Raw genomic sequence first — 17008 nt, 5'->3', positions numbered from 1 at the left:
TTTTTTTATTTAACTCTTTTTACAAATCAAAAACCGAAGTGCGTTTTGCACGAATTAAATCTTTCAACCGCATCCAAAAAGCCAAAGTTAAATACACGGCAAACCACAAGCCAGCTGTAACAAATGACAAGTAAATAAAAAATAGTCGGACGCTACTGGCACGCATTCCTAAGGTATCTGCTAAGCGGGAGGAAACATGAAAACCGTGTTTCTCAAAAAAGAACTTAAGCTTAATTACTGCTGACATTTTTCAGTTAGTGTATTAAATTCGTCAATCACATATTTAAAAAACAAATTTACAACATTCTCCAGTAAACAAATCCAAAAATAATTGAATTAATTTTTTTTCAACAATTCCATTCCTACGGCACATTCTAAGCATTTACCTGCGTTGCAATACTCCATTTTTAATTGCAGTAATGATTGGGTATCAAAAGCACTTGCAGCGAGAACCCCAAAAGACTTGAATTTATCTATAATGGCATTTTTCTCCGGAGAAACTTCTTCTAACAGATGAATTAAATCCTCTGAAATTTCTTTTCCCTGACTTTTAGCAAAAGCAAATTGTAGCGGAATTATGGTATTTATGACGATCAAGTCAATGAAAGATTTTGAAAGCGATTTCCTTTTCTTTGGACTTTCTTTATCAAATTGGTAATGATTCAACCAATATTCAGAAGTCGAAACCTGAAACAGGTCGTAACTACTTTTTAATGAATTCAAAACACTTATTTTTGAAAATAAATGTACCTGACTGTGGTATAAATTCGCCAATTGAGAAAGACGTATCGTAGGAAAATTATCCGGGCGATGCTTAAAAAACTGGACTGGTGCCTGGCCACCTTGCTCCAATTGGTATTTATGTATCAAGTAAAAATACCTAAATTTTAAATCTTTGAAATAAGTATCCTCCTTATCACAATCCAATAACCCTGCGGTTCCAAAAATTAATGCTTCCAGATTCTCAATTTCAAAACTTTCCTTTCTAAGCACCGAAAAAGGAATGTTTTGTGCCATTTTAAAAAAGAGTTCTCCATTGGTATTTAATCCAAAATTTTTAGCCAAAAGGCAAAACAACACTGCTTCCCAATCGTGATTAGTTTGTTCTAACAAATCAAATATAGATTTTGCTTTTCTTTCCAGACGTTCAAAAAACAGACGTTCCTGCCAATTTTTAAAGACAAATCCATCAATTTTATTAATTTGCTTTTCGCAAAAAATCCATGATTTGGGTGCCATTAAAGATTGGTAATTTTCAAGGGTGGCCTTATCTACATATTTTTTGAGTTCCAAAACCGGAATTTCGCTGTTATTGCTTCTAAACACTTCCGTATCATGCTCCCAAACCACATGTAAAATAACGTTTTCATATCCTGAATCCTGTTCATGATGATGCACATACCAGTCTGACGATTTAAGATGAATTTCGACATTTCCTGCCCATTTTTGATTTGCAATCGTTATTTGTGCATTAAAAAAATCAGGACCGGCCAGTTCAAGATATTGGCCCACAGTAACAATTGTGATTTCCTCTCCATTGAAAGTTTTCAAATTCAAAGTATCAAATTTCTTGAATTTCCAAAGGTAATGGAGGAAATCTTCTTTCATATTGAAAATATTAGATTGAAGACTAATGTAGTAAAAAAAAATAGCAAATTATCTAAAATAAAAAAAATCAGAAATTTCCCTAAAATACCGAATGCTATTTTAGTAAAATAGGATGTTTTTATTTCAACAAATACAATTTGGCACAAGCCCGAGCATCAGATAACGCTTCGTGATGATTCAAAGCGATATTCATTTCCCGGCAACAATCGCTCAATTTAGTTGGTTTTAATCCTTTGGCTTTGTATATTTTTACGGTACATTCCCAACGAGAGGCAATATTCAAATCCGCATACTCTAAATTATAAAGCGCCATTGATTTTGCCAAAACATTCCGGTCAAAACTTTCATTGTGAGCTACAACCATCCTGTTTTGCAACCGTTTTTTAATTTCAGGATATACCTGAGCAAATGACTTAGCATTCATGGTATCCCGCGGATAAATCCCATGCACTTGAATGGTAAAAGGAGAATATAAATTATTTGGTGGTTTGATTAAACTAACAAACTCATCTGTAATTATTCCATTTTCTACGGTTACAATTCCTACAGAACACGGATGGTATGCGGTTGCTGTTTCAAAGTCTATAGCGGTGAAGGTCAATTTGATTTCAGATTTAGGGTTAACGATATTTGATTTCAGATTTACAAAAATACTGTCAATTATAGAAGTTCAATGTATTTGTTACCTTTTTTTTAGATGTTCTTGCAAACTTTTAGATTCCAAAAATTTTACAGCAACAAAGTAATTAAACCAAAAAACCTTGCAGGTTTTTTGATTCTTGTTGGAGTATAATTAGGAAATAAAATCCAGTTTTAATCTTATTTTATCGACCCAATAATATCATATTTAGTTATAATATGGTGATTTCCATTCTCTAATTCAATCAAAACGGCTTCATTCTCTTTCGTGAATAATCGAGAAACTTCTTCAATAGGAGTTCCGTGTTTCACTATTGGAAAAGGTTTTCCCATTACATCTTTAATCGGTTTATCAGCTACATTTTTGTCGGCTACGTAACTTTGAAACAAATCACTTTCATCAACAGAACCTACAAATCCGGTGGTATCAATGACAGGAATTTGAGATATTTTGTATTTACGCATTCTTTCTATGGCGTGCGAAACTAATTCTTCGGTACGCACCACAATCAATGGTTTGTCGATATGATCTTTGATTACATCCTCCGCCTTTGTGATTTCTTCTTCTAGAAAACCGCGTTCCCGCATCCAGTCGTCATTGAACATTTTACCTACATAACGGCTTCCTGAATCATGAAAAAGAACCACAACTACATCTTCCGGTTTAAAATGTTCTTTGAGTTGCAACAATCCTTTGATCGCCGCACCAGCAGAATTCCCTACAAATATTCCTTCTTCAAGTGCAATTTTACGGGTATAAACCGCCGCATCTTTATCCGTTACTTTTGTAAATCCGTCAATCAAAGAAAAGTCTACATTCATGGGCAATATGTCCTCACCAATCCCTTCTGTGATATACGAATAGATTTCATTTTCATCAAAAATTCCTGTTTCATGGTATTTTTTAAATACAGAACCATAGGTATCGATTCCCCAAATTTTAATGGTTGGATTTTTCTCTTTCAAATATTTCCCAACTCCGGAAATAGTTCCTCCAGTGCCTACCCCCGATACAAAATGAGTAATTTTACCACTTGTTTGCTCCCAAATTTCCGGTCCCGTTTGCTCGTAATGCGCGATAGCGTTTGAAGGGTTGTCGTATTGATTCACATACCAGGAATTAGGCGTTTCTTTGGCCAATCGTTTAGAAACCGAATAATACGACCTTGGATCCGTAGGTTCTACATCCGTAGGACACACCACAACTTTAGCGCCTACGGCACGAAGAATATCCATTTTTTCTTTGGACTGTTTGTCTGAAATTACACAAATTAGTTTGTATCCTTTTATAATGGCGACTAATGCCAATCCCATTCCTGTATTCCCGGAAGTTCCTTCAATAATAGTTCCGCCTGGCTGTAAACGGCCATCAGCCTCCGCATCTGCAATCATTTTTACAGCCATTCTGTCTTTTACGGAATTTCCTGGATTGAACGTTTCCACCTTAGCAAGTACTAAGGCCTCTACTTCGGCAGTTACTTTATTGAGTTTCACTAATGGGGTGTTGCCTATGGTACCTAATATATTTTCTGCGTAGCGCATTGTATAATAAATTTAAGATTGTAATTTGTTGTAAATACTGCTACAAAGATAGTATTTTGTTATAAATTAATCTTGTTTACGGAATTTTGCGTTCGTGATAATAGCGACATCCTTTCCTTGTTTGCTGCCAAGCAAGGAAAGATATAGCGGATAGCGCGATAAAACGCCCAAAAAAAATGACTTAAAAAATTGAAATTTTAAAGAGCTATTAATTAAAGAAGTTCCAAATTAAACCAAATCGGATCGTGAAATCACGCGATGGATTATTGGGGGAGGCATAAAAATCATTGCCAGTGAGTGCCGAATTAAAATGTTCCGCTTTCAAATAGATCCTTGTTCTTTGAATTTTTGCATTGATAAAAAAATCAAGGTTAGGATGATTGCCGATTTGTTTGTCTTTTTGCACAAAAAATTCTCCTATGACCGGATTGTATTCATTGGCATAATAACTGGAAAAGTAATTGAGTGAAATCCCTGTTTGCAGAAATAAGGCTTTTTTAAACAAAAAATTCGAGTAGTAAAACGTATTTCGCGTTACAATTTCAGGCACGTTCAAGATGGCATCTTGTTGTTCTGTTTTTTGATATAAAACTGTATTATCTAACGCAAATTTTCCAAATTTTAATTCTCTGCTGATTTTGATCGATACATAATTTATTGTGCTATTGTATTGTGCCGGCGCAACAATTTGTGTGTTATCTGTTTTTTGCTGCGCAGTTGATGCTTCGGTAAAATACAAATGATCATTCAACACTGAAAACTGCAATTCTGCATCTAGCCAAGGAGAAATGGCATTAGCTTTTATTTTGTTTATTTTTTCATTCTTAAAATCATTAGACCAGTTGTACTGCACGTAACTGCTCTGGTGCAGATTGTAATTGTTATTGGGTAGTTTGTTTATGTTTTGATACTGAAATGCAAATTGAATTTCATCAGTGAGCTCATACTTCAATTTAGCATCTAAATTTGAAAGCGACTGGTTGGTAATAGATCTGGAATAAGAAAAAATACCGTTCCAATTGTTTTTTCGGTATTCATATTGACCTCCGGCACTATTAATGTTCTGGCTCAAGAAACTTGGGACTGTTTTCGCATCAAATATTAGGATCTGATTGTAATAATAATTAGATCTGAAATCGTCAGCAAAAAATTGAAATTTACCCAATGTTGTATTTTCATAAATCAAACCAATTCTATTGTACATCTTGTTGTAACGCGTTTGATCATTGATCCCGCTGTTTGCAAAAGAGTCCCCAAACCGGTCAACTATTGCCCCTCCTACGGCAGATGCTACTGTGGCCTGATTGTATTCAAAGAACTTATTTTCGTAATTAAACTGATGCGCGAGATACGCGTTATTGTCTCCTTTTTTTGTGTTAATTCTAAAATTGTGATCCACAAAAATTCTTTTTCCTTTCAGAAATGATTTGGCGTCATTAAGATACACTTCAAATCTTTGTCTGTTATCGTAGTTTGGATCACCACTTTCAAAATCATTAATAGTCGTAATTCCACCGTTTTCTTCATTTAAAATATCTTGATAGGTATAATGTGCATTAGCAAAATACCGTTTATTTTTAGTGTTGTAACTGGTGGTAAACCTGAAATTTCCTGTACTTGAGAGCTGATTGATGTATTCTCCTTCTGAACGTAGTCCTCTGTAGGCGATCGAAAAATTTAAATTTTTTGAGGTGTTCAGGGTAATAAAGGCATCTACTGACTGCCCCTTTTGTACGGTTGTTTTAAAATATAATTCGGTAACAGGAGTTGCTACAGAGCTGTAACGGATTTGGTTTGCCTCCAAAAAATTAAAATGCTTTGCTTTAAAACCAAATTCCGGAAATACAACTACATCCGTCAAACCGTATTGTAAGGTATTGTATGTTTGTCCATCATTTGCAAAAGGTAAAAGTCCAAAAATGTCTTTTCGCAAATAGTTGTGGCTGTATTCTTTTTGAATATTGAGAGACGTGTCAATGTAAGTGGTATCCCGTTCTAAAGTGATGAACCGATACATATCAACAGTAGCCACTTTTTGTTCTTTTTGTTTATTGACCGTATCTGACGCACTTTGGTATTTACTGGCAGTATCTGTATTAGTAATATTTTTTTGAGAAAACAGCAGCATGGGCACTGCTAAAAAACAAAATAAAAATAATATTCTCATTTGACAGGATCTAATTAGTCGGTTACGTATACAGTTTTAACTCGGCAAAGATAAATGATAAAAACCTATAAATAAAAAAACATCTGACGGAAGTATGTGTTATACAAGAAAATTACTCGCTGTCAATTTACTCTTTCGGGACAGTTTTAAAGGGACCTGCAAGCAACAAATTTTCAGGAAACACTCCTTTTTCGTAGCATTTTGCACTACAAAACGATACATTAAACAACTGTCTAATAATAATAATAATAATAATAGCTACTGTCCTCTATAAAACAACACCGTAGTGATGGTCTTGAAAGCAATGTTCAAATCTAGGTAAATGCTGCGGTGCTTGATATAATACAAGTCATACTGCAGCTTGATCAGACTATCATCAATGGTTTCCCCATACGTATAATTGACCTGTGCCCAGCCAGTAAGCCCCGGCTTGATGATGTGTCTGGTTTCATAAAAAGGCATTATTTCTGCAATTTCTTTTACAAAAATAGGACGCTCGGGACGCGGACCTATAAAAGCCATATCTCCTTTTAGTATATTGATAACCTGAGGAAACTCATCGATTCTGGTTTTACGCAGAAATTTCCCAAAAAGCGTCACTCGGGAGTCATTCGTAGCGGTAAAAACGGCACCGTTCGATTCGGCATTTTTAACCATTGTCCGGAACTTTAAAATTTTAAATACCGCCCCATCTTTGCCTATCCGTTCTTGTGAATAAAACAACGACCCTTTATTTCCTATTGCATTTCCAAACAAAATAAGCGGACACAAGAACACGCCTACAACAAGTCCAGACAAGGAAACGGTTATTTCAAATATTCGCATAACAATCAAATACAATTTATTCTGATTGCTTCGGCTAAAAGGAAAAAAACGATAAAAATCCCGTGACATGTACTGCACTGGTATGCGCTGGGTTTTACTTTCATATACCTGTGTATATTCCCGTATAATATTCCCAGCCTCTAATAAATGAAGCAATTGTTGGTACAAATCTGCTGTAATACCTCCCGTTTTTTGGGAAGCAATCACAATTTCAGAAACTCCGTTTTCATTCACAAAAGAGAACAAATCCTCTCTTTTGATGTGCTGCACATAATGGTATTCTTCCATTTGTTGTTCACTGGAATCTAGATTAACAAACCCAATTATTTTATAATGCGGATCAATATTTTCAAGTCCTAAAATCAACTCCTGTACCTGCTCCTGATCACAAATCAAGATTGCTTTCTGAAAAAATCGATTAGAGGCCAAAAAGGTTACATACAACATCCTCCAGAAAAACAACGATAAGAATACGACCAGAAAAAACAATAGAATTTGAAGGCGGTTTGAGGGCAGTTCCGGAGAAAAAAACGGCGTCAGTAAATAGACTAAAACAGTTGTTGAAACGGTAATAAGAGTACTTTTTAACACCTGAAACTCGTTGCTAGCCACCTGAAGATTATACATTTCAAAAATAGCTCCAAATACATTTAGGTAAACTGCCAAGACGATTGTCCAGTAATAATTAGTAGCTGAAACTTCAAAATAATCAAAAGCAAATACCTTTCCAGTTGCATATAAAGCCGTCAAAACAAAGAGAACATCAAAAAGTCGAAGAATCATCTTTCGTTCTGATATTTCAAAATGCATTTTGTCAACTGAAAACATGATAGGTATTTATGGTACGGGTGCAAATTTAATTTTTTTGTTCCAAATTAAACTTATAGTAGCACCTCTTTTTTTTAAGAACATCCACTTTTAACAAAGTGATTTTTTTAAGAGCTGCGAATTCCCTAAAAAAACCATGAAAAATATTGAAACGAATACGCACCACTTTCTTTATGGTTCTTCTCTACTCTTCTTTTACAACACTCGTTCTTCTGGGCGATCCCAACTGCACATTGAGTAAGGACAACGAGTATACAAAGGCCGGTGCGGCGGTACGCATGGCGGCATGATTAATGGTTAAAAACCAGAAGGCAACAAAACACAATAAAAACATATTGAACTTGTTTTCCAAGTACAAAACCAAGGGTGTAAAAAACAAAATCAGCAATGCTATTATCCCTAAAGACCCATGCTCGGCCAGCATCCGGGTAATTTCGTCGTGGGACAACACTTTGATCCCCGTTTCATCCTCCCGGACTTCCACCCCTTTCCCAACCCCTACTCCAAAAATAGGGTTCTTCAAAAACGTATTGATCTCATTTAGTGCCACATCCTCCCTGCCGGTAAACTGGCTCTCTTTAGCCCTTCCTGCGGCATCTTGATTGGCATAGCGCTTGTCAATAAGGCCGCCCGTCTGAAAGGAGGTGAAGGTCCAAGTGACAAACATTGCAAACACTAAGAATACGATAATATAATTCAATTTTGCCCTTCCGCCAAAATTAGATTTAAAATACAAGAACGCCAGCAACAAAACAATCATCAAGAATCCGGTAATCATTCCTCCTCGGGAGAAAGTAATGATTCCTCGATAAGTGATATTTAACGCAAGGATCAGGTTGATTATAATTTGGAATTTTGTTTTAGAATCCAATATTACTCTGGAAAAAAAAATAAACATCCCCAGTCCTAAAACCGTAGCCACCTGATTGGGGCCATACCCTCCAGAAGTTTGAAAATTAGATTCGGTTCCCGTTATGACTTCCTGTAAATCTGGTGTATAAAAAATCAGATATGCCACACAACTAATAATAGGAAGACCCATGCTCAGCAGGATTGTATTCATCTGATCCAATCCAATCTTTCGCCGAAAGGTGTACAAAGAAGCCAGTCCCAAACAAACGGGACCAGAAAGATTAAAGGCAATCGCTTTGCGAATATTCGTGTCAAAATTCAATACAAAAGTCGAAATAATAACACCGGGGATTAGTAACAATAGAAAGATCCAATACGGAATGGCTCCTTTAGAAAAACCGCTGTAATACATCCCGATAAGAACAAAGAGTACAACCCCGTATTTGGAAATTTCATAGAGTGGATTTCCACCGGTCATTCGCAAAAAGACTTCGCTCCCTACCACATAAGCCGCAGCAATCAGTGCTTCGTTATTTCTGTTTTGTTTTTTTACGATATAATAAATTCCAAAAATAAAAATAGAATAGCCGTATATTTTTGCTGTAAAAGGCAACAAATACCCCAATGCACCCACCACCACATGGAAAAGAATTAAATAGAGATAGGATCGATCTTCGTTTTTCATTTGTAACTATTTAGAATCGGATAGTTTTTCATAGTTCTTAATTAAAATATCGATCACTTTTTCTTTTGAATAATTATCTACAACTAATTGATGCAAATGTAGTGCAAAACTAATTCTTAAAGATTCCTTAGAAATCATTTTGTCTAATTGAACTTGAAGCTGAAAACTATCTAGTGGAGTAAACAACAAACCGCTAAAATTATCTTGGATAATCATTGGACAATGCCCGGTATTTGTTGATATTACTGATAATTTTGCCAAACCATATTCTAATAATGTTACAGGAAACCCCTCTGCTGTAGAGGCTAAAACACCAATTGTTGCTTGAGATAGTATGTATTTGATGTCAGTCTTAGAACCATAAATAAAAACATAATTTTCTAAATTATTTTTACTTATAAATTCCTTTAAAATAGCTGAATAGTCGTCCTTGTAATCTTTTCCGATTAAATGCAAACTCCAACCCAATTCCATTAAATTCATTTCCGCAAAAGCACGCAATATTGTTATGTGATTTTTAGGTTGTTTTAAATTTGCGATACATACTATTCGCTTTCCTTCTTCACTTTTCAGAATAGTTTCTTTTAAAACGTTGTCATCAAACGTAGCGAAATTTGGTAAAAAATATTTTTTTTTAGTTAATAGATTTTTATTAGCCCAAACTTCTAATTGATGATTTACTACAAATGTGCAAGAGAAAAAACAGGAACAAAAAGATAATATCAAATTATTCCATATTGATTCATTTGCCCTTGCTCCATAATGATCGTGCCAAATTAACTTAATCTTAGGATACGTCAATTTAAGTAATACCGCAGTAAAAAATGATGTCCCGTGTGCATGTGCGATTGTAATTTTATTCTGTTTTACAAATGATTTCAACTTTAAAACTGACCTTAAGTCGAAAGTGTGTTTTTTATTTAAATACAAATAAGAAACATCCGCATCAATTTGATGGAGCAGTGACCCTTCATTTCGGGTGACGATCAAACCTGCAAATTCAATTTTTTTCGCTAGCGCATTGGCATAACTGATCGCCATACGCTCCGCTCCACCTGCCTCGAGTGAATCTATAATTTGAATGATTCTCATGTTGTTGTTATCACTTATGTTACATATTAATCTACGCCCAATAGTAGCAAACCCACTCAAAGAGACGAGTTAAACTCAGCATCAACGTGCCAGTAATTTTTTGATTTCCGCTTCGAAAAAATCCATCGTATAGCCCCTGGACCATTCTGCTCCTCTGGTTTGTTTGTAATCAAAAAGGCTTTGGTTACTCAAAACCGATTCGATTTGCAAAATATCTTTTTCAAGATCCATTTCCAGCAAAATCCCTCTGTCCCCATAATCCAGCATAAAAGGCACACATGAAACAGCTGTTGCCAGAGGAACACAACCCCAAAACAGACCCTCGGCAATCACTTTTGGCCACCCTTCACTCTCTGAAGGCAACACTATAAAATGACTGCCCTGATAGGCTTTTTGCAGGGTTTCTTTGGATTGATTTCCTTTCAAAAAAACAATGGACTCGAGCTGATGCCCTACAACATACTCCTCTAAGACTTTACGTTGTACTCCTTCTCCATACAGCCGCAAACGCACTAAATACCCTTTTTGATGCAAATTTTCGATCAATTGAACAGCATACAGCGGATGCTTCCCATGGACTAATGTACCTGCAAAAACAAAATCGACCACACCCTGTAACACTTTTGGAACCACTGCCAATTTATCTTTTTCAGAATAGGTAGCCGTAAAAAAAGGTTTAATATTTCCAGAACTGCCCTTCCACTCGCCATACACTAAAACCTGCATGTTTCGGGTCAAAAAAGTGTTGCTTAAAATCCATCGTTGCAGTTCGTAGGTCCAAGGGTGCTTGGATTCAGGATCCCAATTTCCGGCATATTTAGCTGTTTTTGGAGTATTCGGAAATAAAATTTGAACAAAACAACCCAATAATCCAATATTTCCGGGACACCGTAAATGAATGTGATCAGCAGATTTCATGGCTTTAAATAAAACCCAAAGCAATCCGGGAAGTTTAAATAAAGTAAATAAAATAGCTTGTATCGATAATAAATCAAAACTTGGAACAGGAATAAAGTGTATGTTTTGATGCTGGTAAGAACTGTCAATGGCTGTCGCCTTACCTAAAAAAAAAGGAGCCACAATCACTACTTGTGTTACATGGTTGCCCCAAACATTCATTTCTCTTACGTATGGAGCGTACGCATAATATAAATTATTCACTTTCGAATGCGGCACGTGGGTAATGATTACGAACTTCATATTTAAAATACTGTTTATATCTTATTTTGGTTTTCTTATCCACAAACTCCACCAACCAACGGTTCTGCCTACTGCCTCTGTAAAAGCTTCTTTTTTACTACTGCTGGTAAAGGTATTGCTAAACCGAATACCAGTCAAAAGTAATGTAATTGTGTGCCATTTTAATTGATGTTCTAATGTTGGCTTAGGATTTTTCGTTCTCCAGACATACCAACCATTTCGCACGACCATTTTACCATATTGATATTGATTGGGTCTTCCTGCGGTATCGTGATAATGATACAATCTTGCAGCAGTGTTCAAGTACAATGCCCCTATCTTAGACACTCGTAAAGAAAAATCGGCATCCTCATACAAGCCATAACCTTCAAAATAAGTAGAAAACCGCAACGTATCAAACACCTTTTTTCTGAAAGAGGAAACACCTCCCATCAACATTTCAACTTCATACGTTTTACCACTCGGAGGCAAAAATCCCACACTACGACCGTGTGAATATAAGGAAGAATAACCCGGTGGACAATCACTGTCTAATCCTAATTTTTTTCTTAACACGAATCGGCTGCCATCTTTTCTTTTCCATCCATCAAAATAAAATTCATCACTTTTGGAGTGATACTTTTCACCAACAAATTCCGTTTTAGTTTCATCAATAATGTACCCGCCAACACCTAAAGCCTGCGGATAAACCTTATACGTTTGTAACAGTTCTTCAAAATAGGTAGCCGTCAAAACAATGTCATCGTCTAAAAAACAGATTATTTCTATATCAACTGCTACTCTTTCAATTCCGTAGTTGCGTTGCTTAGTCAGACCACGATGTTGTGGTGGAACGACGAAATATTTTAAATTATCAAATCGATTATTCTCTATCATTACCGATGTATCCTGATTAGTTGACCCATCGATGATCATAATTTCATCTGGATACTTTGTTTGCTCTTTCACAGACTCTAATAGCTGTAATAAAGCTTCGGCACGCATGTACGTACAAATTAGTAATGAAAATTTCATTGTTATTGGTGTCTAATTCCTAAATTCTGCAATTTTTGTGCATAAAAAACCGACTTCTTAAATTGAATATTCTTGTAAGGAAATCGAAATAAACGATACAAAAAAGCAACTTTAGAACCCGTAAATAGATAATAGGTAAAATGTTTATACTTATACTCTCTCAATTGTTTAGGACTGTAATGCTTCATTATCCCATACATAATTGTTGGACTAGGAACCGGTTTTATGTTTTTCACAGGAGCATCCAGTTCCCAGGGCTGTGCTTTCCTTTTTTTTCCAACAATCTTAGCTTGAGTTCCCCAAAAACGATAGCCTCCGCTGGGTGGTTTTAAATGTAAATTAGCAGCAAATGGATTAGCTAAAACAGTTACTCCGATTTTACTTAACGACATTCCAAAATCACTGTCTTCGCCATAACCGCCATCAAAATTGACATCATTACCGACCAACTGATTTACAAACTCCCGTTTGACACAAGAATTCGCATTGCTAAACATTTGAGTACAGCCCGCAATAAATGGGGGTCGACTCAATTGTTCCAACTTAAGAGCCAAATCCTCTAAATTCTGTTGGTGGTGATCCGCACGGATATCCAGTCCGTTGCAGGCTCCAACCGAATAGGTTTGTAAGAACCGAATGTGGTTTTCGATGAAATCCGCAGGGATCCGAATATCATCATCCCCAAAAACAATATAATCCCCCGTGCATAGAGCAATCCCCTCATTTCTGGCCCTACAACTACCCTTTGTCTGTTGCCAAATCACTTTTAATTCAAAGGGATACTGCTTTTGTTCGTAGGCCGTTTCATCTCTGTCGCTCAAGGGAGTGGCATCTACAACAATAACCTGGGTCGGTTTATAGTTTTGATTAGACAAATCATCTAACAGTTGTAAAGTGTATTCTTGACGGAACATCGTAGGTATAATATAACTTACTGTAGGATTACCTTGAATAGCAAGAAGCACCCGAGAAGGAATTCTAGCCGTTATGTCCCTTTTTTTATAGGTATTCTTGACTCTGAACAAAGTAATCCATTCTGAAATTTTCAAGAAACCTAATCTGTAAATCATAAAAATGGCATGGCTTATTTTATAATTTTTCCTAAAAAAAAGATGACGATCTCTTCTTGAAACTATCACCTTTTCTATAGCCGCATTTGTAAATAAATTTTTTACATATAATGGAACTCCTCCCAAAAAACGGTTGCATCGAAATCCAAAATCTAAAGCCTGCATTTGAATATTTTCAAAATCGGTATCAAAACCTTTTGTGAGGTCCCAAACTGATTTACGAACTGCAAAAGCATTGGGATTAATCCTCCAACTGACACATTGATCTAATCCATCAAAATCATTCAAATACCAAAAGAATACAGCAGTCTGATAGACCAATTCAGGGAAAGCATTTTTATAGCCCTGCTCAAAAGAACTATGCCAAATATCGCCTGCTCCAGTAGACAATAGCTCCAATTGTGAAAAATCAGGAGTACCGGCATACAATAGTACTTCACCTGACGTCGTTGTATATTCTTTTAATTGTATTCTTCCCATTTATCGTTTAAACTTAAATCTACCCGTTGGGTGTAATTAATAAAAATTTCAATTAATCTTAAATAAAAAAATTGAACCACACTTTCACCCGTTAATCTCTGTTAGCATCCTACGTTTTAATAATCCTTTCTATCAGGTCGGAAGTACATATTGAGCGTAGACGAATTGTAGTCGAAGTCATGCTTTTTTAACTTAACTGTCTGATTCTAACCTAACACAAACTTTTTTATAAAACACTACACTCTGTTGCGCCACTTTCTCCTTACTAAATTTTTCTTTCACTTTCTTTTCTGCCGCTAAACCAAACGCTTTTTGCAAAACAGCATCATCTAACAGTTGAGTAATTTTTGTTGCGTATTCCAAATGATTTTTGGGATGTACTAAAAACCCATTGACACCGGCATCAATCACTTCTTGTGCCCAGCCAATATTTGAGGCTACAATAGGTTTTTGCAGCGCCATGGCCTCAATCCAAGACACGGGCAAAGCCTCTGCAAAAGCAGGAAACACGCAAATTGTTGCCGTACTAATATGCTGCTTCATGTCCTGATATGGCACAGCCCCATAATAAGTCACATTGAGCAGCGCAGCCGGAGAAAATATTCCTTGCATCATCTGCCAAGTGGAAGAATCGCCTGAAATAATATCGGGAACATCTTTCCCTAATAAAATCAATTTAGCATTTGGATTTTTAGCGACCACTGCATTAAAAATAAACGGCAACTCTAACAATCCTTTTTTACGAATTAAACTACCAAAATATAGAATCGTGTTCGTATTTTCTTTGTTTTTATCATCCGGACTAAACGCATCAAGATCAATACCATTCGGAATAATCGTAAATTGCTTGTTTAAACCAAAGACCGCATTCGTAGTATCGGCCGTAAACTGACTTACGGAAAGCAAGCCATCTGCCTTTTTCAATGCTCTTTTTTCATGAAATTTATTAATCCACTTTACAGGCCGCTGATCCAAGTGACAAAAATAAGTATCCGAGCCATGCAACCGAATCACAACCGGACATTTTTTAGGAGAGATAAAAGAGGTGATTCCCGTCCAATCCGGAGCTTCTAGCACATCAATTTTTTTATCCTCGTATAAAGTATCAATAATATTCTGCAGTTTTTTCCGGGTCAAATACCACGACAATCCCTTAAATTTGACATTCCTGATTTGCTGAATACAAATACCATTGTCATAAAAAACAGCTTCTTCTTTTTGGGCATACACTAAAACGCGTACGGAACAGCCTTCTGCCAAAAGTCCCATTGCCAGATTTTTAATACTGGTACCTATCCCGCCGGAGCTTCCTGTTTTTGGGTGTGGATATTCCGGGCTTAAAAAAGCTATTTTCCTCACCTCAACCTTCTCCAAAATAAAGGGAGCCACTGCTGAATATTCGTTTCCCATCTTATCTATTAAAAAAATCTTTTATAATTACACTGGTAAACCGTCGTGCTCCGGTATCATTCAGATGCCCGCAAGACGAAAAATACTGATCTCCTTCTACCGCTTTTTCATAATTGTAAATTTCAGGATAGCATTGTTGCACTTTTTCAAAATAATTTAATCCTTTAGTATTGGTGCACATCGGGGTCATGACAGCTATCAAATTGATGTTGTTGTCCTTGCAAAGCTGTTTAATTTCTTCATAATATTTGTTCCGTAACGGTTTTAAATTAGTCAGATTGTTTTTCATGTTACCCTTTTTTTTGACTAACGGATAATATCCTAAATGAGCCAAATTTGTAGTAGGCTCTTTCGATACCGTTTTATAGAGTTCTCTAAACCCAATCTTGGAATCAAATGCAACATACCTGTAAAAAGGAATGTAATACAATTCTTTAAAATCGGCCTCTTTTAAAAAATGATTTCTGATTGTTTTAGAATCATGGATAAAGGGAAGAAAACGAGAAGAAACACCCTCATCTCGCTTTTCATTTGATAAATTCAAATCGGCCTCGAGTATCACATTTTTTATAGTATACTTTCGTTCCACCATTAATTTTAACAGTAGGGATGCTTCAAACAAATGTCCTCCGCTCATCCCAAAATTAAATGTTTTCAATCCTTTTTCTTCAAACATGGGAGCCACAAAATGATTGTTGGCTCTGGAAGATCCTAAAATTACCACATCATACTCGCGCGCTGCTGAATTGTAAACATAATCAATTTTCCCTCTATTCGACGACTGTACATAAACTGTTGTGTATAGAAAATCCAATACTACTAACAGTAAAAATAGTAGCACGAGGGTTTTGACTGTAAAAATTAAAAACTGCTTCATTGTTGTTTTGTTCTGTATTGTATTTATAGTTTTATTCTAAATAATTTCTTTTTCCGTCCCCATCCCTAAAGGGTGGGAAAAAGAAAGACTACGACCTACTAATCAAGAGCATTCTAAATTTCCGGTTCCCTTTAGGGTCACGGTAAACCGGAAATTTATCCCGCAGCAATAAACGCTTTTATTTTATCTATAACTTCCGGCAACTGCGCTAGTACTTCCTCATTTGTAAATCGGATTACTTTTAATCCTTGAAATTCAATATGCTTTGTTCTTTCTTCATCTAATAGCTGTTATTCTTCAGTCAGATGATATCCTCCATCAATTTCAATTACTAACTTTAAGGCATGACAATAAAAATCGGCAACGTAAAAACTAAGAGGATGCTGCCTCCTAAATTTAAATCCCTCTATTTGATAGTTTTTAACTGCTAACCAAAGTTTTTCTTCCGCTTCTGTTGCATTATCTCTTAATTTCTTTGCATTTGAAAAAATTTTCGGAGATGCACCTTTCCACATATTCTCAGACTGAAGCGTTTTTTTATCCATAACTCAAACTATATTTTTATTTCAAAAACTCAAGATTCCTTTAGGGTTGGGGTAAAACGAAAATCAACCTCTCCTATTCCTTTTTCCTTCCCCATCCCTAAAGGGTGGGAAAAAGAAAGACTACGACCTACTAATCAAGAACGTCCTAAATTTTCGGCTCCCTTTAGGGTTGGG

Annotated in this window: 13 protein-coding genes and 1 pseudogene; all 14 read right to left on the bottom strand. The window is 35.9% G+C overall.

Annotated elements, in window-relative coordinates:
• Positions 1 to 19 precede the first annotated feature (19 nt).
• Positions 20 to 247, bottom strand: a complete 228-nt coding sequence (locus EKM01_RS03475) for a PspC domain-containing protein (RefSeq protein WP_126451893.1) — start codon at positions 245 to 247, stop codon at positions 20 to 22.
• Positions 248 to 336: 89 nt separating this feature from the next.
• A complete protein-coding gene (locus EKM01_RS03470; protein WP_126766838.1) occupies positions 337 to 1608 on the bottom strand; it encodes a DUF2851 family protein in 1272 nt (423 codons plus the stop codon).
• 118 nt (positions 1609 to 1726) lie between these two features.
• Positions 1727 to 2209 carry a 3'-5' exonuclease gene (locus EKM01_RS03465; RefSeq protein ID WP_126451891.1) on the bottom strand — a complete coding sequence of 161 codons (483 nt, stop codon included), beginning with the start codon at positions 2207 to 2209 and terminating at the stop codon, positions 1727 to 1729.
• A 218-nt stretch (positions 2210 to 2427) separates the two neighbouring features.
• Positions 2428 to 3789 carry a pyridoxal-phosphate dependent enzyme gene (locus tag EKM01_RS03460; RefSeq protein WP_126451890.1) on the bottom strand — a complete coding sequence of 454 codons (1362 nt, stop codon included), beginning with the start codon at positions 3787 to 3789 and terminating at the stop codon, positions 2428 to 2430.
• Between the two features lie 208 nt (positions 3790 to 3997).
• On the bottom strand, positions 3998 to 5956 hold the full coding sequence (locus EKM01_RS03455) for a putative porin (protein ID WP_126766836.1): 1959 nt from the start codon (positions 5954 to 5956) through the stop codon (positions 3998 to 4000).
• A 258-nt stretch (positions 5957 to 6214) separates the two neighbouring features.
• A complete protein-coding gene (locus EKM01_RS03450; RefSeq protein ID WP_126766834.1) occupies positions 6215 to 7609 on the bottom strand; it encodes an exopolysaccharide biosynthesis polyprenyl glycosylphosphotransferase in 1395 nt (464 codons plus the stop codon).
• 184 nt (positions 7610 to 7793) lie between these two features.
• Positions 7794 to 9146 (bottom strand): O-antigen ligase, encoded by a 1353-nt coding sequence (locus EKM01_RS03445; RefSeq protein ID WP_126463112.1) that lies wholly within the window; start codon positions 9144 to 9146, stop codon positions 7794 to 7796.
• Positions 9147 to 9152: 6 nt separating this feature from the next.
• Positions 9153 to 10238: a glycosyltransferase gene (locus EKM01_RS03440; RefSeq protein ID WP_126766831.1), complete on the bottom strand. Its 1086-nt coding sequence runs from the start codon at positions 10236 to 10238 to the stop codon at positions 9153 to 9155.
• Between the two features lie 81 nt (positions 10239 to 10319).
• Positions 10320 to 11438 carry a glycosyltransferase gene (locus EKM01_RS03435; protein ID WP_126766829.1) on the bottom strand — a complete coding sequence of 373 codons (1119 nt, stop codon included), beginning with the start codon at positions 11436 to 11438 and terminating at the stop codon, positions 10320 to 10322.
• 21 nt (positions 11439 to 11459) lie between these two features.
• Entirely contained in the window at positions 11460 to 12452 is a 993-nt protein-coding gene (locus tag EKM01_RS03430) for a glycosyltransferase family 2 protein (RefSeq protein ID WP_126766827.1), read from the bottom strand.
• Positions 12453 to 12454: 2 nt separating this feature from the next.
• Complete coding sequence (locus tag EKM01_RS03425) at positions 12455 to 14002, bottom strand: glycosyltransferase family 2 protein (protein WP_197037220.1); 1548 nt, start codon at positions 14000 to 14002, stop codon at positions 12455 to 12457.
• Between the two features lie 192 nt (positions 14003 to 14194).
• Entirely contained in the window at positions 14195 to 15412 is a 1218-nt protein-coding gene (locus tag EKM01_RS03420) for a glycosyltransferase family 4 protein (protein WP_126766825.1), read from the bottom strand.
• Between the two features lies 1 nt (position 15413).
• On the bottom strand, positions 15414 to 16253 hold the full coding sequence (locus tag EKM01_RS03415; protein ID WP_370274162.1) for a hypothetical protein: 840 nt from the start codon (positions 16251 to 16253) through the stop codon (positions 15414 to 15416).
• 191 nt (positions 16254 to 16444) lie between these two features.
• A pseudogene (locus tag EKM01_RS14720) lies at positions 16445 to 16804 on the bottom strand (endonuclease domain-containing protein).
• Positions 16805 to 17008 lie beyond the last annotated feature (204 nt).

The sequence above is a fragment of the Flavobacterium sp. RSP46 genome (assembly GCF_003984825.1).
Taxonomy (GTDB): domain Bacteria; phylum Bacteroidota; class Bacteroidia; order Flavobacteriales; family Flavobacteriaceae; genus Flavobacterium.
The sequence above is the reverse complement of the archived record's forward strand: the minus strand, read 5'-3'. Positions and strand labels throughout refer to the sequence as shown.